Origin of the sequence: Alcaligenes sp. (genome assembly GCF_050255915.1) — a bacterium.
Taxonomy (GTDB): domain Bacteria; phylum Pseudomonadota; class Gammaproteobacteria; order Burkholderiales; family Burkholderiaceae_B; genus Alcaligenes; species Alcaligenes aquatilis.
This window is the reverse complement of the sequence record NZ_JBFWIQ010000010.1, coordinates 91,406-109,401: the sequence shown is the minus strand read 5'-3', so window position 1 is coordinate 109,401 and position 17,996 is coordinate 91,406. Positions and strand designations below refer to the sequence as shown.

15 protein-coding genes are annotated in these 17,996 nt (G+C 56.0%); 3 read left to right on the top strand and 12 right to left on the bottom strand.

Annotated features, from left to right (window positions below):
• Position 1: 1 nt before the first annotated feature.
• The 5 genes from AB7E06_RS13770 to coaE all read right to left on the bottom strand — a co-directional run bounded on the left by AB7E06_RS13770 (position 2) and on the right by coaE (position 9,093).
• On the bottom strand, positions 2–3,106 hold the full coding sequence (locus AB7E06_RS13770) for an efflux RND transporter permease subunit (RefSeq protein ID WP_094197808.1): 3,105 nt from the start codon (positions 3,104–3,106) through the stop codon (positions 2–4).
• Positions 3,103–6,189: a multidrug efflux RND transporter permease subunit gene (locus tag AB7E06_RS13765; protein WP_094197809.1), complete on the bottom strand. Its 3,087-nt coding sequence runs from the start codon at positions 6,187–6,189 to the stop codon at positions 3,103–3,105. Before AB7E06_RS13765 ends, AB7E06_RS13770 begins: the two co-directional genes overlap by 4 nt.
• A gap of 3 nt (positions 6,190–6,192) precedes the next feature.
• Positions 6,193–7,464, bottom strand: coding sequence for an efflux RND transporter periplasmic adaptor subunit (locus tag AB7E06_RS13760; RefSeq protein ID WP_094197810.1), 1,272 nt, complete (start codon positions 7,462–7,464; stop codon positions 6,193–6,195).
• A 221-nt stretch (positions 7,465–7,685) separates the two neighbouring features.
• Entirely contained in the window at positions 7,686–8,441 is a 756-nt protein-coding gene (gene zapD / locus AB7E06_RS13755; RefSeq protein WP_094197811.1) for a cell division protein ZapD, read from the bottom strand.
• A 4-nt stretch (positions 8,442–8,445) separates the two neighbouring features.
• Positions 8,446–9,093 carry a dephospho-CoA kinase gene (gene coaE, locus AB7E06_RS13750; RefSeq protein ID WP_094197812.1) on the bottom strand — a complete coding sequence of 216 codons (648 nt, stop codon included), beginning with the start codon at positions 9,091–9,093 and terminating at the stop codon, positions 8,446–8,448.
• A 133-nt stretch (positions 9,094–9,226) separates the two neighbouring features.
• Here coaE and AB7E06_RS13745 point away from each other — a divergent pair, with 133 nt between their 5' ends.
• The gene (locus tag AB7E06_RS13745) at positions 9,227–9,865 is read left to right on the top strand and encodes a hypothetical protein (RefSeq protein ID WP_094197813.1); all 639 of its coding nucleotides are present in this window, start codon (positions 9,227–9,229) and stop codon (positions 9,863–9,865) included.
• Between the two features lies 1 nt (position 9,866).
• Here AB7E06_RS13745 and AB7E06_RS13740 read toward each other — a convergent pair whose 3' ends face one another.
• From AB7E06_RS13740 to AB7E06_RS13725, 4 genes are all read right to left on the bottom strand, one after another.
• Positions 9,867–10,142 carry a response regulator transcription factor gene (locus tag AB7E06_RS13740; RefSeq protein WP_094197814.1) on the bottom strand — a complete coding sequence of 92 codons (276 nt, stop codon included), beginning with the start codon at positions 10,140–10,142 and terminating at the stop codon, positions 9,867–9,869.
• Positions 10,143–10,779: 637 nt separating this feature from the next.
• Positions 10,780–11,628, bottom strand: a complete 849-nt coding sequence (panC, locus tag AB7E06_RS13735) for a pantoate--beta-alanine ligase (RefSeq protein ID WP_094197815.1) — start codon at positions 11,626–11,628, stop codon at positions 10,780–10,782.
• 11 nt (positions 11,629–11,639) lie between these two features.
• Positions 11,640–12,482: a segregation and condensation protein A gene (locus AB7E06_RS13730; protein ID WP_094197816.1), complete on the bottom strand. Its 843-nt coding sequence runs from the start codon at positions 12,480–12,482 to the stop codon at positions 11,640–11,642.
• Between the two features lie 45 nt (positions 12,483–12,527).
• On the bottom strand, positions 12,528–12,719 hold the full coding sequence (locus tag AB7E06_RS13725) for a DUF3460 family protein (protein ID WP_009458738.1): 192 nt from the start codon (positions 12,717–12,719) through the stop codon (positions 12,528–12,530).
• Positions 12,720–12,796: 77 nt separating this feature from the next.
• On the opposite strand from AB7E06_RS13725, the gene AB7E06_RS13720 reads away from it, so the two are divergent.
• Positions 12,797–14,230: a DHA2 family efflux MFS transporter permease subunit gene (locus tag AB7E06_RS13720; protein ID WP_094197817.1), complete on the top strand. Its 1,434-nt coding sequence runs from the start codon at positions 12,797–12,799 to the stop codon at positions 14,228–14,230.
• Between the two features lie 85 nt (positions 14,231–14,315).
• Here AB7E06_RS13720 and AB7E06_RS13715 read toward each other — a convergent pair whose 3' ends face one another.
• Together AB7E06_RS13715 and AB7E06_RS13710 are read right to left on the bottom strand one after the other, a co-directional pair.
• Entirely contained in the window at positions 14,316–15,014 is a 699-nt protein-coding gene (locus AB7E06_RS13715; protein WP_094198437.1) for a B3/B4 domain-containing protein, read from the bottom strand.
• Positions 15,015–15,070: 56 nt separating this feature from the next.
• The gene (locus tag AB7E06_RS13710) at positions 15,071–15,961 is read right to left on the bottom strand and encodes a DMT family transporter (RefSeq protein ID WP_094197818.1); all 891 of its coding nucleotides are present in this window, start codon (positions 15,959–15,961) and stop codon (positions 15,071–15,073) included.
• A 218-nt stretch (positions 15,962–16,179) separates the two neighbouring features.
• Between AB7E06_RS13710 and AB7E06_RS13705 the strand changes: the two genes are divergently transcribed.
• Positions 16,180–17,031 (top strand): AraC family transcriptional regulator, encoded by an 852-nt coding sequence (locus tag AB7E06_RS13705; RefSeq protein WP_094197819.1) that lies wholly within the window; start codon positions 16,180–16,182, stop codon positions 17,029–17,031.
• 133 nt (positions 17,032–17,164) lie between these two features.
• On the opposite strand, the gene AB7E06_RS13700 is transcribed toward AB7E06_RS13705, so the two are convergent.
• A complete protein-coding gene (locus AB7E06_RS13700) occupies positions 17,165–17,995 on the bottom strand; it encodes a helix-turn-helix transcriptional regulator (protein ID WP_094197820.1) in 831 nt (276 codons plus the stop codon).
• Between the last annotated feature and the right edge of the window lies 1 nt (position 17,996).

Here is a 17,996-nt window from a genome sequence, read left to right as displayed (position 1 = left end):
CTTATGTATTCAAGTTTGTCTGGTTCTTGCGGCGCATGAAGCGATGGCGCAAACGATCCAGATAAAGATAAACCACGGGCGTGGTGTACAAAGTCAGGATTTGACTGAGCACCAAACCACCCACAATGGTGACACCCAGCGGCTGGCGCATTTCCACGCCCGGCCCGGAGGCCAGAATCAAAGGAACAGCGCCAAAAATAGCGGACAAGGTTGTCATCATGATGGGGCGGAAACGCACCAGGCAGGCCTCGTAAATAGCCTCACGCGAGCCCATGCCGCGCTCACGCTCCATTTGCAAGGCGTAGTCCACCATCATGATGGCGTTTTTCTTGACGATACCAATCAACAAAAATACTCCGATCATGGCAATCAGATTGAACTCGCCACTGGTCATCATCAAGGCCAGCAAGGCCCCAATCCCAGCCGAGGGCAAAGTGGACAGAATGGTCAGCGGGTGCATATAGCTCTCGTACAACATCCCCAGCACGATGTACAAGGCCACCAAGGCGGCCAGAAACATAAGGGGTTGCTTGGCCAGGGCATCAAGCATCTGCGCCGTATTGCCCTCAAAGCCGGCCTGAATCTCGCGGGTAGGCAACTGAATCCGGGCCATGGCCTGCTCAATGGCCTCTGTCGCCTGACTGAGGGTGACGCCTTCGGCCAAACCAAAAGACACAGACTCGGCCACCAGCAAACCCATGTGGTTAATGCTGCGCGGCGCGGTGCCCGTCGTAAAGCGCGTAAAGGCGGACAAAGGCACGCGCGTGCCATCTTTGGCAACGACCTCAATCTCCTTCAAAGACTCCAGATCCTGAGCAAAACGCGGCTCGACCTCCATGACAACGTGATACTGGTTCAACCGTCCAAAAATTGTGGAAACCTGACGCTGGGAGAAGGAGTTGTTCAAGGTCCCTGCCACCATGGACATATCCACGCCCAAGCGCGTTGCCATATCCCGATCAATTTCCAGTTGAACCAGGCCAGCCTTGTCATCCGTGCCTGTGTCCACGTCTACCAGTTCAGGCAATTCGGCCATGGCCTGCTGAACCTTGGGCAACCAGGTTTTCAGCAACTCCAGGTCGCTACCCAGCAAGGAGTAGTCATAAGAGCCACTGCGCCCGCCGCCGCCGCTACCGACCGGAATATCTTGCTGAGGCACCATGAACATGCGCGCACCCGGCGTGGTGGATAAAGGATCGCGCAGGCGATTCACAATATCTGTTGTGCTGGCTTTGCGCTCATCCATGGGCTTGAGCTCAACCAGAATGAAGGACGAGGTGCTACCACTACGACCACCGGCAAAGACAGCCACCGAACGGATGTCCGGGTCCTGATTCAGGATGGAACGGAAGTACTCCAGCTTAGGCTCCATGGACTGGAACGAGGTGCCCCTATCGACCCGGAAAAACCCCATCAACTGACCGGTATCCTGCTGTGGAAACAGCCCCTTGGGCACCACCGCATACAGGTACACATTCAACCCTATCGTGGCGAACAAGGAAAACAACATCAGGCGATGATGCTTGAGCGCCCAATCCAAAGAGCGACGGTAAGCACGCCAACTGACACTGCCTATCCAGCCCAGAAAACGACTAAGGGGATGGGTAGACTCATGCTCTTGCGGTCCTGGGCGCAGCAATCGGGCGGACATCATGGGAGTCAGCATCAAGGAGATCACCAGGGACACCAGCACGGCCGTACACAAGGTGACGGCAAACTCCATGAACAGGCGCCCAGCCAATCCCCCGATCAACCACAAGGGAATAAACACCGCCACCAGCGACAGGCTCATGGCCGTGACGGTAAAGCCCACCTCGCGCGTCCCGCGCAAGGCCGCCCGCATAGGGGACAAGCCTTTTTCCAGGTAACGCATAATACTTTCCAGCACCACGATGGCGTCATCCACCACAAAGCCCGTGGCCACAATCAAGGCCATCAAGGAAATGGTGTTCAGCGTAAAGCCGAACAAATGCATGAAAGCAAAGGTGCTAATCAAGGAAGCAGGCACGGCGATAGCGGGGATCAAGGCAGCGCGCCAGTTTCGCAGGAACAGCAAGACCACCAGCACTACCAGGGCCACCGCAATAATCAGCGTCAGTTGGGCCTCTTCCAGCGTGGCGCGGATACTGGGGGTGCGATCCTGCGCCACCGTCAATTGCGCCTGGCTAGGCAGCATTTCCTCGATATCCTGCAAGCGCGCGCGGATAGTATTGACCGTCTCAATAATGTTGGCACCGGCCTGCCGACGCACAATCAGCAAAACAGCTTCCTGGTTATTCCAATACCCCAGGCTGTGAATGTTCTCGACGGAGTCCTCGACCTTGGCGACATCTCCCAAACGGATAACCTGCCCGTCCTGATTCTTCAGAACCAAGGGCTCAAAAAAACGGGCCTGATTGTATTGTTTCCCCGAATTGATCTGCCACTGGCCCTGCTCACCTTCCAGATAGCCGTTGGGACGCAGGCTGTTGGCGTTATTGATCACCGAGCGCACATCATCGAGCGCAATACCGGCCGAGGCCAACGCCTTGGGGTTCAGCCCCACCCGTACCGCAGGCAAAGAGCCACCGCCCACCTCGACCGAGCCCACCCCCGGAATCTGAGCCAGTTTCTGCTGGACAATACCACTGGCCATATCAAAAAGCTGCGCCTTGTTCGCCGTTTGCGACGTCAGCGCCAGCACCATGATAGGCATGGACGAGGGGTTGACCTTCTCGTAGGTGGGCACACTGGACATACCCGACGGCAACATCGGGCGAGCCTGATTGATAGCGGCCTGCACATCACGGGCAGCCCCTTCAATATCTCGGTCCAGATCGAACACCAGTATGATCTGGGTGGAACCCTCGCTACTGCGAGAACTCATCTCAGAGACACCGGCAATGGAACCTAGTGCCTGCTCCAGTGGGGTGGCCACACTGGAGGCCATGGTTTCAGGGCTGGCACCGGGCAAATTGGCCGAGACCGCGATCACCGGAAAATCCATTTCCGGCAACGACGACACAGGTAATAAACGCAGGGCCAAAGCCCCCATGAGCACCATGGCCAGTGCCAGCAGGCTGGAGCCCACTGGCCGGAAGATAAACAGCCCTAGCAAACGCTTCATGACAACTCGCGTACCGACTGAGCACCACGGCGGGTAAAGCGATCAAAGAACAGGTAGATAACGGGCGTCGTAAACAAGGTCAACACCTGGCTGGCTAACAGCCCGCCCACCATCACCAATCCCAAAGGTTGGCGCAGCTCGGCGCCAGAGCCGGTCGCCAGCATCAGTGGAATGGCACTGAACAAGGCGGCCAGCGTTGTCATCAGAATGGGGCGAAAACGCAGCAAGGCGGCCTGATGAATCGCCTCCTGAGGACTCATACCCTGCTCGCGCTGCGCCTCCAAAGCGAAGTCGATCATCATGATGGCGTTCTTTTTCACGATACCAATCAACAGGATGATCCCGATTACCCCCACCATGTCCAGATCCCGTCCGGCCAACAGCAAGGCCAGCAGCGCCCCAATCGCTGCCGAGGGCAAGGTCGACAAAATAGTAATTGGGTGGATATAGCTTTCGTACAACACACCCAGCACGATATACATGGTCAGCACGGCAGCCAGCATCAGCCACAGTGTGCTGGACAAGGAAGCATGAAACGCCTTGGCGGCACCCAGATAGCGGGTATCAATCGAGGTGGGCATGCCAATCTGGTCGGGCACGGTTTCAATCGCTTCAATGGCATCAGACAAGGAATAACCATCGGCCAGATCAAAGGACACATTCACAGACGGGAACTGCCCCAAGCGCTCCACCGATAGCGTGGTTGGCACCAGATCGATCCGCGCCAAGGACGTAATCGGCACGGGTGTGCCTGCTGCCGTCATCACATGGATATTTTCCAGATCCTGCGGGCCTTGGCGGTACTCATCCTTGACCTCCAGCACGACCCGGTACTGGGCAGACTGCGTGTAGATTGTGGAAATCAAACGCTGTCCGAAGGCGTCATACAGCGCATCGTCAATATTGGCTTTGGTCACGCCCACACGAGCCGCCGCATCCCGGTCTATATCCAGCAGAACCTGCAGGCCATCGTTTTGCAGGCTCATGGACGCCTCTTTAATCTGCGGCAAGGCATTGACGGCATCCAGCCAACGCGGCATCCAGGTGGTCAACACCTCCGTCTCTGGGTCAGACAAAGCCATCTGGTACACATTGCGACTGATCTGGTCGTCTACCGTCAGTTCCTGAATGGACTGCTGATACACCGATAAGTCGGGAATATCCTTCAAGCGCTCATTGAGCCTGTCCATGATTTCATTGGCACTGGCCCGGCCCGAGCCAATCGGCTTCAAGGCAATTTGCAAACGGCCATTATTCAAGGTGGCGTTCGTGCCATCTACCCCGATAAATGAGGTGACGGCCTCTACATCCGGGTCTTCCAGCACAATCGCCACAGCTTGCTGCTGCAAATAGCCCATGGCGCGGAACGAGGCGGTTTGCGGCCCTTGGGTAATGGCCTGAATCAAGCCGGTATCTTGTTGTGGAAAAAAGCCTTTGGGCACAATCACGTACAGCAGGCCCGTCAAGACCACCGTCCCCACCGCAACCCACAAGGTCAAGGTCTGGTGACGCAGCACCACAATCAGGCCACGGTCATAAGCCGCAATAATGCGGTCCATCCGGTTCCCCAACCAGGTGGTGAAGCGGCCATACTGGCGCTCGTTCTCGGGTTTGAGCATGCGCGCACACATCATGGGCGTAAGCGTCAGCGAAATGAACAGGGACAGCAAGATGGCGACGGCCAGGGTAATGGCAAACTCACGGAACAGGCGGCCAATAACGTCGCTCATGAACAGCAACGGGATCAGCACGGCAATCAAGGAGATGGTCAAGGACAGCAAGGTAAAACCAATCTGCGCCGCGCCCTTCAAGGCGGCTTGCAAAGCGGTTTCGCCCTTTTCGATGTAACGGGCGATGTTCTCAATCATCACGATCGCATCATCAACCACAAAACCTGTGGCAACCGTCAAGGCCATCAGGGTCAGGTTATTAATACTGAAGCCCCACATCAGCATGATGGCAAAGGTGGCGATCAAGGAAATAGGCACGACAACACTAGGGATCAGCGTGGCGGTCCACGTGCGCAGAAACACAAACGTCACCAGCACCACCAGCACGATGGCCAGCATCATTTCCTTTTGCACATGGTCAACCGAGTCCCGAATGGTCTGGGTCCGGTCCGTGGCCACGGTCACATCCACACCAACCGGCAAGGAACGACGTATTTCCGGCAGCAGGCTTTGAATCTGGTCCACTACATCAATGACATTGGCCCCAGGCTGTCGCTGAATATTCAACAAGATCGCAGGCACGGTGCCCATCCAGGCAGCCTGACGCACATCCTGAGCGTCCCGCACCACCTTGGCCAGCTCTCCCAGGCGTACAGCCGCACCATCCTTATAGCTGACGATCAGGTTTTCGTAATCCTGTACGGTTTTCAACTGCTCGTTGGCGCCGATACTGGTGGAGCGCTGAGGCCCATCCAGATTACCTTTAGGCTGGTTCACATTGGCTGCAACCACGGCTTGCCGCAGATGGTTCAACGTCAGATTACGCACTGCCAACGCGTTGGGATCGGCCTGAATCCGCATGGCCGGCTCCTGGCCACCCGCAATACTGACCAGACCCACACCCGTCACCTGCGAGAGCTTTTGTGCGACCCGTACATCAATCAGGTCACGTACCTCGTGCAAGGGCATATTGGGGGAGGTCACCGCCAGGGAAATAACTGGGGTGTCAGCCGGATTGACCTTGTTATAGATAGGCGGCGCGGGCAAATCATTGGGTAGCATCGTAGAGGCGGCATTAATCGCCGCCTGCACCTCTTGCTCGGCCACATCCAGGGGCAAGCCCAAATCGAACTGCAAGGTAATGCGCGATGCCCCACCCGAACTGGACGAAATCATCTGCGACAGCCCAGACATACTGCCAAAGCGCCGCTCCAGCGGTGAGGTAATCAAGGCCGCCACCACATCCGGGCTGGCGCCCGGATAAAGCGTAACCACCTGGATGGTGGGGTAATCGACCTGCGGCAAAGCGGCCACGGGCAACATGCGATAGGCCAGCAAACCGGACACCAGCAAAGCCACCATCGCCAAGGTGGTAGCCACCGGGCGCAGGATAAAGATACGCGACATGCTCACGGCTTACTCGCTTGCAGGACGTGGACGGCGACCCTCACCCGAACGTGTGTCTTGCTCTGCTTGAGCGCCTGCATCAGTTGGTGCCGGTTTTTCCTTGGCCTGGCCATCTTGCTGCATCACGTCGACCTCCGAGCCTTCGCGCAAACGGTCAGTGCCCTCCACCACCACGCGATCGCCTTCTTTCAGGCCAGTTTTAATCAGCGTCGATTCCAGGGTGGCAGTACCCAGCTCCACCACCTGAATATGAACCTTATCCTCGTCATCCAGGGTGTACACATAGGTCCCTACCGAACCCCGCTGTATCGCATGCGATGGAATCAGCAGACCTTGTTCCTGGCCCAAAAAGACGCGGGCATTGACGAACTGATTGGCAAACAGGGTTTCGTTGTCGTTATCAAACTCGGCCTTCACTCTCAGCGTGCCGGTATTGATATCGATCTGGTTATCCAGAGCCTGCAAGCGGCCTTTATCCGACAAGAGCTGAGCTTTGCTGTCGATCAGGGACACACGCAAAGGCGACTCGCTTTGTTTCATAGCCTCCAGCAGGCTGCTCAATTGGTTCTGCGGCAAGGAAAACTCCACGCCGATGGGATCAACCTGAGTAATCACGACAATCCCGTCGGTATTACCGGCAGAGACCAGATTGCCCTGATCGAGCTTACGCAGGCCCAAGCGGCCATCCAGGGGCGCCGTGATGCGCGTGCGATCCAGTTGCACTTGGGCTCGAGCGACTTCTGCTTGATTGGATTTGATCTGAGCCTGCAACTGCTGAACAGCCGTTTCCTTGGTTTCCAAGGCCTGGCGAGCAATCGAATTCTGTTGGAACAGGACGCGATGACGAGCCAGCTCCTGCTGCGCCCCCTTCAACTGAGCCTGACTCTGTGCCAGTTGTCCCCGGGCCTGATCCAGTTGCACTTGGTAGGTACGCGGATCAATCTCGGCCAACAAATCGCCGGCCTTCACACGCTGCCCATCCTTGAAGTGAATACGCTCCAGCACGCCATCGACCTCACCGCGTACCGCAACTGTCTGCAAGGGCTTGACCGTGGCAATCGCATTGACTGTTTGGTCGATCAAACCCGTCTTAACTGTGGCTACCTGAACCGGCACTTTGGTGGCCCCCATCATGCCGCGCGGCCCGCGCATGGGGGTAGGTGTATCTGAAGGGGAAGACAAGGCGTAATAAACAAGGCCTGCTGTCAGCAGCAGCCCTACCAACACCCAGACATAGAAGGATCGGGACCGCCGACCTTTGCCTGTGTTCAACTCCGACATGAATACTCCCCGGCTAAAACTTAATTGTCTCTATGCACGGTCTAATAAGCGTTTAAGCACTACCTATCGTGACGGCGACACGCATTATGCCGCCAAAACACGATAGCAATTAGCCTGAAACGATCAAGAGATACAAGCGCTGACAAAACAGCCCCCTTGCTAGACCACGCTGGCCCAGCAAGTATAAAAGCGGCTATCTGAACCTTATATGAACAGCGTTGTTAGCCAAAGTTGCAACGGGCTAGCCTAAAGGGGATATCTACCGTTACGGCCTGCGGTTTCAATTGATTGTCTTGCTGCACAAAGCGTATCCAGATGACGTAGCGGTTAGCGCTCATTTCCGGATAGATGCAGGCACCGGCATCCACCCATACTCGCAACAACTGGAAGGTCTTGCCTGCCAGCATTTCTTGATAAGAGCCGTCGCGAGCTAGCAGGTCAGCCGGGTCGCCCGACTGGCGCAGCAAGCGCAAAATCAAGGCCAGACCATGATAGAGCGGCAGGAAAGACTCCGACCAGCGGCGCAGGTCCTGGACACGATCCGTATCGGGCCGCTGCTGCCAGGAATAATAAGAAGGCATGTCCACCTGAGACGTACCGCCGGGCACCGCTACCCGGCCCCGCAAACTGGTCAACCATTCATTGTCGCGCAGGCCCTGCCCCACCCGCCCTTGGGCCGACAGGTCAGCAGCCGCACGCACAATTTGCTCAATCATCTTGTCCAGCGCCTGCAGCTGAACACCGGGGTGCTCGCGCAGCGCAGCCAGCGCCACGCGCTGACGCTCCAGATCCTGAAGAACGGCAGAACGTAAATCGGTCCGATCCGAGATGTCCAGCAAATCAAACAAAGTCGCTACAGCGATCTGATGCGAGTACGCATCCTGGTTGGCTGAAAAATGAAACAGCCTATCGAACAAATACTCGACTCTCAGTAAAGCCCGGACACGCTCATTGCAGGGGTATTCGTATAGAGTCACGCGTTTAAAACCTTTTTTTGTCGACTGTAGGGTCAGACACGTCGTGGTGTCGGGCCGTCAAGGCACACCAGCGTTGGTGTACTGCCCGCGCCCGCTCTTCCAACAGAGGCAAAGTCGTCTGCCCATCGTTCAGAACCACATCGTCGGCCACGTCCAAGCGTTGCTGACGTTGCGCCTGTGCTGCCATGATACGTTCAATTGTGGCCACTGCCAGCCCGTTACGCTTCTGTACGCGCGCGATCTGGGTCGCTTCATCACAATCGACAACGCAAATCCGATCCACACGGTCGCGCCATCGTCCTGACTCCAGCAGCAAGGGTACAACCACAACAAGATAACATCCTTGCGCTTTCAAGGCCTGTGCTTTTGTTACATCCCAAATCAAGGGATGAATGATGGCCTCCAGGCGATGACGGGCATTGGGGTCAGCAAACACACAGGCCCGCATCCAATCCCGATCCATGGAACCGTCCGCTGCCAAGGCCTGCGTACCGAAGGCGGCACGAATCGGTTCAATGGCCAGGCCACCGGGCGCGGTCAGCTCATGCGCGATCACATCCGTATCCACAACGGCCGCCCCCCAAGAGGCAAAAAAATGGGCCACCTGGCTCTTGCCCGATCCAATTCCACCAGTCAGCCCAATCGTCAGCATGAACAATCCACAGATAAAAAACAAAACTGTAACGTACCCGCGCCAATCCTCCTACCCGCAATAGGCCTGAGACTGTCCCGCCCCCCTGGTCTAGCGTAGAATTCAGCTATCAACCCGTCCACGGAAGCCCGCCATGTCTTTCTCCACGATTTCCCCTCTGCGCTCCCTTACCTTGCTTTCGGTCGTTTTGCTGGCCGCATGTGCCCAGGCGCCCGTTCAGCCCAGCCCTAACGAAGGCCGTGGCTCCACTCAGAAAGACGCCCTGCGCCAAGCGCAAGGCAGCAGTACCGCCCGTGCCCCCTCACAAATCAATTTGGGGTTTGGCAATCAGGAAGGCCTGCACGCCATTACACCGGCCCGCGCTGAACAGCCCGCCGTCCAGGCAGATCGCAGCGTTCCCGAACTGGCTGAACCCAAAACCTTCCTGGGCACCCTATCCTGCCCGCCACAAAGCGGCGCTTGCGAGCCCTACAAAATCAGCGTCACCCTGGCTCCCGCAGGGCAATGGCGTATGCGTGCCACCCCAGTCGGCGCGGGTCAGGAACACCACAAGAGCGGCTGCTGGGTTCCAATCGGTACACAACCCACCCGCATCGCCCTGTTGGCCGATAACGACTCGACGCTGGCAGACCTGAGCTTTGTGAACAACAACGTCTTGCGTATCAACACCTTCAACCAGCAGCGCCCCACACTGGAAAGCCACTTGACTCGCCAAGCCGACATCGACCCAGTCAGCGAACTGGACGGCCAGGCCAACCCAGCTTGCCGCTAAGCTAAGGCGCAGACAGGCCGCCCATCAAGCTGGGCGGTAACACATCCCGCAGACCTGGCTCGCTGAACACAAAACGAGTCAACTCAACCGCATTGCGCACGCGTAACTTCTGGAAAACGCGTGCCCGATGCGCTTCAACCGTACGCTGGGAAATCTCCAATTCAGCCGCAATAACCTTATTCGCCTTACCAATAGCGATATAAGACAACACGTCGCGCTCGCGCGGAGTCAGGCTTGCAAAAAGCACAGAGGCGGGAAGGTGACTATTCAATACCATGTCAGTCTCGTATATCTGTACCAGGCGAACAGGCCGCCTGCGAGGTGAAGAATTAACCATAGACAGAGTTTGTCATTTTAGGCAGGGACTACACGACTGTTAACTTATACGGGATGTTTTTGTCACAGGACTAATATAAAGACAAGAATTTCAATGTGTCGGAAAACAGCCATTTCTGCCGATAAATTAGCGATAAGCCTAGGCAAAACCAGCGCCCTACCGCCCACCACAATCAAATTACTCACCTAGGTCAAAATTATTAAGCGGGCAGGCGCGAGTACAAACCCCACCCATCAACAGCCATCAGAGATGCCGACTCCAGGGCTATGAGCCCCTCTGGCGCGAGGCTCAGGGGGGACGGCGATTCAGACTGCGCCCGGAGCTATCTCTGGCCAAGGGCACCGGTGCACAGCACTGGCAAGTAGTCCGCCTTCCCCCTGAGCCGCGCGCCAGAGGGGCGACGTACTGAGTCCACCTATAGTTTGAAGGAACAAAGACCGCTACTACCCACGACCAGAAAAGCAGGCACAGACAAAGACAAAGACAAAGACAAAGACAAAGACTACAAAATCAAACCACACAGGTATAAAAAAAGCACAGCAAAAGCTGTGCTTTTCTCACCAAATAACACAAGAAATCAGGCTTTAACCATTTCCAGGTTGTCGATCAAGCGCGTCGCGCCCAACTTGGCCGCGGCCAATGCCACCAAAGGCTCACCGGCTGCGATTTGCTCTTCAGTTGGTTCCAGCAAGTCCGACTGACGACGCAAGGCCATATAGTCCACCTTCCAGCCCAGATCCGTCATCTTTTTGGTCGCATAAGCCTCGATCTGCTCGCGGCTTTGACCTTGCTGCAAACGCTCATTCATCTCCTGCAGCGTGCCATAAATCTGCGGGGCCTGAGCGCGCTCCTCGGGACTCAAATAGCGATTACGCGAAGACATGGCCAAACCATCCTCTTCCCGCACCGTCTCGTGAGCCAGAATCTCTACCGGCAACTGGAACTGGCGCACCATCTGGCGCACCACCATCAACTGCTGATAATCCTTCTTCCCGAACACGGCCACACGCGGCTGCACACAGGAAAACAGCTTCAACACAACCGTACAGACCCCTTCAAAGAAGTCCGGACGGAAGTGGCCTTCCAAAATTCGACCCAAATGATCAGGCGGGCTGACACGGAAACTTTGCGGCTCCGGGTACATCTCGCGCTCCGAGGGGGCGAACAGGACATAGACATCGCGCTCTTGCTCCATCTTGGCCGCATCATCCTGCAAGGTACGCGGATAACGGTCAAAATCCTCGTTAGGACCAAACTGCAGACGATTGACAAAAATACTGGCCACCACCGGATCGCCATGCTGGCGAGCCATCTTCATCAAGTCCAGGTGGGCTCGATGCAAATTCCCCATGGTTGGAACAAATGCCACGCGTGTCTGACCCTGGAGCTGATCGCGCAGTTCTTGGATGTTATGGACGACTTTCAAAAAATTCTCCGCTACGGAATAAGATCAGGCCCATCGGCCTGCGCTCGAATATAGGTCAGGCGCAAATAAATAGGAGCGTAGGGCTCGGCCTGCGTGATTTCAAGCAGTGACTCTCGTGCCAATTCCAGCATGGCCAGAAAATGCACGACAAGCACCGCCGCTGGATCCCCCTGATCCAGACGTTCATTAAACAGCTCAGTAAACTCCATGAAGCGCACGTGCTGCAAACGTCGCAGAATCTGGCTCATGTGATCGCGTACCGACAACTGCTCGCGCGTAATCTTGTGACTGGCATTAAGCTTGGCGCGCTTCAAGATACCCAGCCAGGCCTGGCGCAAATCATCCGCACTCACTTCGGGCGGAATGGCTTCCACAACCAACTCGGCCTGAGCGTTGGCCAGCAGATAATCGCGTCCCATCAGGGGCAACTCGTCCAGACGACGCGCGCCCTCCTTCATGCGCTCGTATTCCAGCAAACGACGCACCAGCTCCGCACGCGGATCCTCAACTTCTTCACCCGTGTCCGCGCGCCGCACCGGCAACAACATCCGAGATTTGATCTCGATCAGCAGCGCCGCCATCAAAAGATACTCGCCCGCCAGCTCCAGATTCGTGGCGCGAATCTGCTCGACATAAGCCAAATATTGCCCAGTGACCTGAGCCATCGGAATGTCCAGCACATTGAAGTTCTGCTTGCGAATCAAATACAGCAACAGATCCAGCGGGCCTTCAAAGGCGTCCAGAAACACTTCCAGCGCATCAGGCGGGATGTACAGATCCTGGGGAATCGCAAACAGCGGCTCACCATAAAGACGCGCCAACACATCCTCGGGCTGAGGAGCTGGCGTATCCACAACGGGCTGCTGTGCAATCTCAGTCACAGGCGCGGGCGTACAGATTTAGTTGTTTTCGTAGTACACGTAAGGTTTTTGAGGCGTACGAGCAGCCTTGTAACCATCTTGCAGTTCCTGATCAATCTGCTTGTCCCACAGACGATAGCGGCCTTCACGCTGCCGTGCTTCGGTATCCGCGTTCTGCTCTTTATACTGTTTAAGAAACTGGGTAATTTCGGATTCGAAATTCTTTGCCATAATACCTGTACGCCTAAAATAAATTGGATAACAGAAAAGTTTGAGTTTACTGCACCGCACACCAGAGAGTTCGCCGCATGGCATCTGAACAGACCGAAGCCACCAAACCGGCAACCCTGTCCCCTCAAGAGCGTCGAGCCATACGCATTATTCCCTACATTGTGGGATGTGCATTGTTCATGCAAATGCTGGACTCTACGGTTGTCGCCACTGCTCTGCCCACGATGGCCTTATCGCTGGATACCAGCGTCATCCGCATGAATACCATCATTACCAGCTACCTGCTGGCCGTGGCTGTATTCGTTCCTATCAGTGGGTGGGCTGCAGACCGCTTTGGTGCGCGCAAGGTGTTCCTGGCCGCCATTCTACTCTTTACCGCCAGTTCTGTTGCATGTGCCCTGTCCCAAACCCTGCCCCAACTGATCATTTCCCGCGTGATACAAGGCATGGCGGGAGCCATGATGGTTCCGGTAGGTCGCATTATCTTACTGCGACGGGTGCCTAAAGATGAGCTTTTAAGCGCCATGGCGGTGCTGACTTTACCCGCCTTGCTGGGCCCTATCATCGGTCCGCCTGTGGGTGGCTTTTTAGTCACCTATGCCAGTTGGCACTGGATTTTCCTGATCAACATCCCCGTGGGGGTACTGGGTATCGCTCTGGTACTGCGTTACATCCGCGAGGACTACCCCACCGAACGCCCGCCCCTGGACTGGCTGGGCTTTATCTTGAGCGCCATCTGTCTGGCCACGCTGGTAACCAGTTTCGAGAACGTAGGCCACGGCACCATTAGCTGGGCTACCCTGGGCTGGCTGACTTTGGCGGGTCTGGTCGCGGGGGCATGGTACATCTGGCATGCACGGCAAGTAGCCTATCCCATTATTGATTTGTCCTTGCTACGCACCAAGACCTTTGCCATTTCTGTATTGGGCGGCAATCTGTGCCGCTTCTCGCTAGGGGCCTCACCATTTCTGTTAGCGATCATGCTGCAAACCAACTTTGGCATGAGCGCATTGTCGGCGGGTCTGATCACCTTCACCGGGGCGATTGGCGCTCTGGGCATGAAACTGGTGGCTCCACCCATCATCCGACGCTACGGTTTTCGCAAAGTCCTGATCGTCAACGCCTGGCTGACAGGCTTGTTCATCGCCCTGTGCGCCATGTTCCAGGCCACCACACCCATGTGGCTCATGATTGCCGTCCTGACTGCAGGTGGTTTCTTCCGCTCCCTGCAGTTCACCGCCGTCAACACCCTGACCTACGCCGACCTGGAATCCGAAGCCATGAGCCAGGCCAGCAGTTTCGCCGCCATGGCGCAGCAGTTGGCTATCAGTCTGGGCGTGGCATGTGCGGCGGTAACGCTGAATGTCAGCATGGCATTGCGCGGCGCCAGCAGCGTAGAGACCCAGGATACGATCTGGGCCTTTCTGATTCTGGGCGCGATTACGGCGATATCGAGCCTGTCTTTTGCCCGGCTGTCAGCCAGTGATGGGGAGTCTTTGCAGAAGAAGTAGGTCCGAACGGTTTTATAGCTCATCAGGCATGCTTGCCCCCTCATCAGGCAGCATGTTTGCAACGGGCTTTAGTCTAGTAATAAAGCTACGAAACGAACTCAAAACGCCTGTATGACTGACTCAGCATCTCGGCTTTCTGAATAGACACACCCACCTCAGCCGCACGTATCGTGATGCGTTCGTGCAAGGCCTCCAGATCCTCATGGGCCCGCTTATGTAATGCCTCCGCTACGACCAGCACCGTATCTGAATCTTTGGATACCACAGACTGAGCCCCCTGCCGGAACACCCAGCGACGTGAGTGCGCATGGTTGCCCTCATCGGCAAACACAATCTCGTCTTCTGTCGGATGCTCGACCTCACCCTGGAAGGTTCGATATATTTCAGTGCCATCGGCAGGCCGAACTGTGATGCCTCCAGAAATATGGGCGCAATCAAATGCCGCAATCGGAATGGCTGCCTGCATAGACTCTGCGTTCAAGGTATCGATCAAAGGATGAAAGCCAGGCAGGTGTCCGTCTTTACGAAAGCGACGCAGCAATGCTTCAACCGCACAGCGGTATTGGGTCGGCTTCATGCCCATCTGGGAATAAGCCTGACGCCAGGCCTGAATAGACGGGAGTTCACTCTCCGGCCCCTGCTCCAGCAACTGGCTAACCCTCGTGAATGTGCTGTTCAGGGCACCGTTTTGTAGCTCGGCTGCCCTCACCCCTTGTAAAACCAGGACCAATGCCGTCAGCCCCGGAAAGCGGTTCCACACAGTGTCAGAATGATTGAAGTACATGGTATGCAAGGCACCTTTCGCCAATTGAAAATGTGAAATACAGGCAAGCACACTGCCTATTGCGTCAGTACGGTTCGTGCTCGGGTTCGCACCGGGAAGGTCAACACAAAAATGGCAAGAATGACCGTGGCAACACCCACAATCTGTACCCACCCAATCTGCTCCCCTAAAACCAGCGCTGCCAGGGTGACGGCTGTCAAAGGAGCAACCGCCGTAAACACAGACGCTTCGCTGCCACTGACTCGCGCTGCCCCGCCATACCACAGCAAAAACCCTGCAACAGTAGGGACAAGCGCATACCAAACCACTGCGCCTATCGCTGCGGCATCTGGCATGGAAGGCGGTAATTCAAGAAAAGCAAAGGGCAAGGACACCAGCAGGCCCAGACCTGTCATCGTGGTGGCCTGCAATAAAGGCCGCAGCGGCACGGGGATGCGTTTGTTAAGCAAAATGAATGCGCTCTCGCAAACCACTGCCCCCAGGATGTACAACATGCCAATCGACGAACTCGGGCCGTTTCCTTTCCAGGCCACTGCCATGACACCCAAGGTCGCCAGCACGACGCTGATCAGCAGCCTTAGCCCTGGCCGCTCACTCAGGACGATCACGGAGAAAAGCGCAGACACAGCGGGCAATGTTCCTATGATCACGCCCGCATCAGCCGCCGACAAATGGGACAAGCCTGCTATCAGTAAGGTCGTATAGCCAACACTGCCCGCCCCGGCCTGAAGCAGCAACAGAACCCAGTCCCGGAACAACAGCTTGGGCCACCGCTCTCGCTGCCAGAACACCAGGGCAAGCAAAACCGGCAAGGCAAGCGCAAAACGAAGCGCCGTTGCCAAAAAAGCAGGCATGTTGCCAGCGATCAGCTTGGAAGCAATGACAGTCGATCCAACCGTCATCATGGCCAAGGACAGCAATACATATCCAAGTGTGCGACTTGACATCTTTTCCTCTAGGACGCAAATCAATTCACGTAATAACCTTGGCATTTAATAGCATTGACCAAGAAAAATCTTGAACGATATTGCAAGGAAACAGGAAAACCGCAGACATCAAGAGGGAGCACTATTTTTTTGACAAAAACAAAAATAGAAAACGACTAGAATAATCATTTCCCCATTCATCCAGGAACACGAAGTGTGTTCTTAGACAAGGAAAGGAAATGTCCCAAATGAAGGTCAGTAAACAATTCAAAGCGAGGGTATGCGGGCAGACAGATATCGTCGCTGTTGAAGCGATGTCCAGCCAATCGTTTGGTCGGCATACTCATGATCAGTTTGGGATAGGGGTGGTGGTCAGCGGGGCCCAGGACTCTGCCAGTGGCCGCGGGCAGGTACGAGCCACCAACGGCAACATGATTACCGTCAACCCCAACGAAGTTCACGATGGAAGACCCGTAGAAGGCAAGGCAAGAACCTGGCGCATGCTGTATCTGGACCCAGAGCTGATAGCCCAGTTTGCCCAGTCCATGGGGCATAGCGCCGGGGTGGAGTTTATCCACCCTGTTCTTGGCGACCCCTCGGCGGTCATGGCATTCAAGCGCCTGTACGCAGCATTAACCGATCCAAACCGCGAGCCCAAGCAAGGACTGATAGATGAAATTGCGGAGCAGGAGCTTTTTCAGATTCTGGTGCCACTGCTTGGAAATACTCAGCCCACGGAAGCGGAGATTCTGTCTGCCGAGTTAGCCAGAGCCAAAGCTCGTCTTGATGCTCACCCGGAAATCCCGGTCTCGCTTAATGAACTGGCAACGGAGGCCGGTTTAAGCCGATTCCAATTTCTAAGGGCGTTCAAAGCTGTGACGCAATTGCCGCCTCATGCGTATCGGCTACAGCGTCAGCTGCAAATGGCGCGCCGCCTGATCATGCAAGGACACACCTTGCTGCAAGCGTCTCTTTTATCGGGTTTTGCAGATCAAAGCCACTTAACACGCCATTTCGTCTCAAGTTATGGCCTGACACCCGGCTCCCTCTCTCAATCTCGCAAAATGCAGTCTTTTCCGACGCTCAAGTAATTGAAGAGAATTCGATAAGTAATTCAAGACAATAAATCATGAATCAATAATTTTGATAATTTATTTTATTGAAAAAAAGAAACCTGATTGGCAATAAAATCAATCTTAAAAAATAAATAATAAGGAAGCCAATTTAAACCGGCTTATCCTCATCCTCCAGCAACATCACCAGCTTGCAGTCCGGGCGTATTGCCAGGCGAAAGGTAAATTGCTGAAAGCGGCGCACGCCCTGGCTGGGGTGTCGAAAATCTCGCAAGCCCCCTTCCCGCTCCACCACGGTCTGGCGTCCCCACCAGAAAGCGAATACCTGGCTTTGATGCGCCAGTTCCTGGATCAGAGCCTGTACATCGGCTTCATCGGCATGGGCACCTACGTCGGCGCGGAACTCGGCCACGACGCGGCTGGCGCGCTGCTCCCAGTCCACCACCAGCTCACGCGCTGCCGGGTCCAGGAAGATATAGCGTAATAAATTGGGCTGCTCGCTGCGGTCGGGCCAGCCATCGAACAAACCCAACAAGGCTTCGTTGCGGGCCAGTACGTTCCAGCTGCGGTCCAGAATGTAAGCCGGGGCGGAAATACTATCAACGCAGGCGCTCAGGCCTTGCGGCAAGGGTTGAATATCACCCTGCCAATGTTCGGGGTCGGCGCAGTCGGCCAGCTCAAACAGGTAGTGGCGCTCGGCCCGGGCCAATTTCAGGACCGTTGCCAGGCGGGCGCAGACGGTGGGGGACACGGTCACGTCACGGCCCTGCTCGATCCAGGTGTACCAGGTGGTGCTGATATCGCACAGTTGAGCCACTTCTTCACGACGCAGGCCAGGAGTGCGACGACGCACGCCAGGGGCCAGGCCCAGATCTACAGGCCGGATGCGTTCCCGCGCATGACGCAAGAAGCGACCCAAAGCCTGACGCCGGGTTTGGGACGCGCTCTCGGCGCCGCCCGGATTAGGCCCCGTCATTCCCATA

Coding starts and splice junctions, on each gene's coding strand:
- AB7E06_RS13770 (WP_094197808.1), bottom strand. CDS start 3,106: ATGAAGCGTTTGCTAGGGCTGTTTATCTTCCGGCCAGTGGGCTCCAGC.
- AB7E06_RS13760 (WP_094197810.1), bottom strand. CDS start 7,464: ATGTCGGAGTTGAACACAGGCAAAGGTCGGCGGTCCCGATCCTTCTAT.
- coaE (WP_094197812.1), bottom strand. CDS start 9,093: ATGCTGACGATTGGGCTGACTGGTGGAATTGGATCGGGCAAGAGCCAG.
- AB7E06_RS13745 (WP_094197813.1), top strand. CDS start 9,227: ATGTCTTTCTCCACGATTTCCCCTCTGCGCTCCCTTACCTTGCTTTCG.
- AB7E06_RS13740 (WP_094197814.1), bottom strand. CDS start 10,142: ATGGTATTGAATAGTCACCTTCCCGCCTCTGTGCTTTTTGCAAGCCTG.
- AB7E06_RS13725 (WP_009458738.1), bottom strand. CDS start 12,719: ATGGCAAAGAATTTCGAATCCGAAATTACCCAGTTTCTTAAACAGTAT.
- AB7E06_RS13720 (WP_094197817.1), top strand. CDS start 12,797: ATGGCATCTGAACAGACCGAAGCCACCAAACCGGCAACCCTGTCCCCT.
- AB7E06_RS13715 (WP_094198437.1), bottom strand. CDS start 15,014: ATGTACTTCAATCATTCTGACACTGTGTGGAACCGCTTTCCGGGGCTG.
- AB7E06_RS13710 (WP_094197818.1), bottom strand. CDS start 15,961: ATGTCAAGTCGCACACTTGGATATGTATTGCTGTCCTTGGCCATGATG.
- AB7E06_RS13705 (WP_094197819.1), top strand. CDS start 16,180: ATGTCCCAAATGAAGGTCAGTAAACAATTCAAAGCGAGGGTATGCGGG.
- AB7E06_RS13700 (WP_094197820.1), bottom strand. CDS start 17,995: ATGGGAATGACGGGGCCTAATCCGGGCGGCGCCGAGAGCGCGTCCCAA.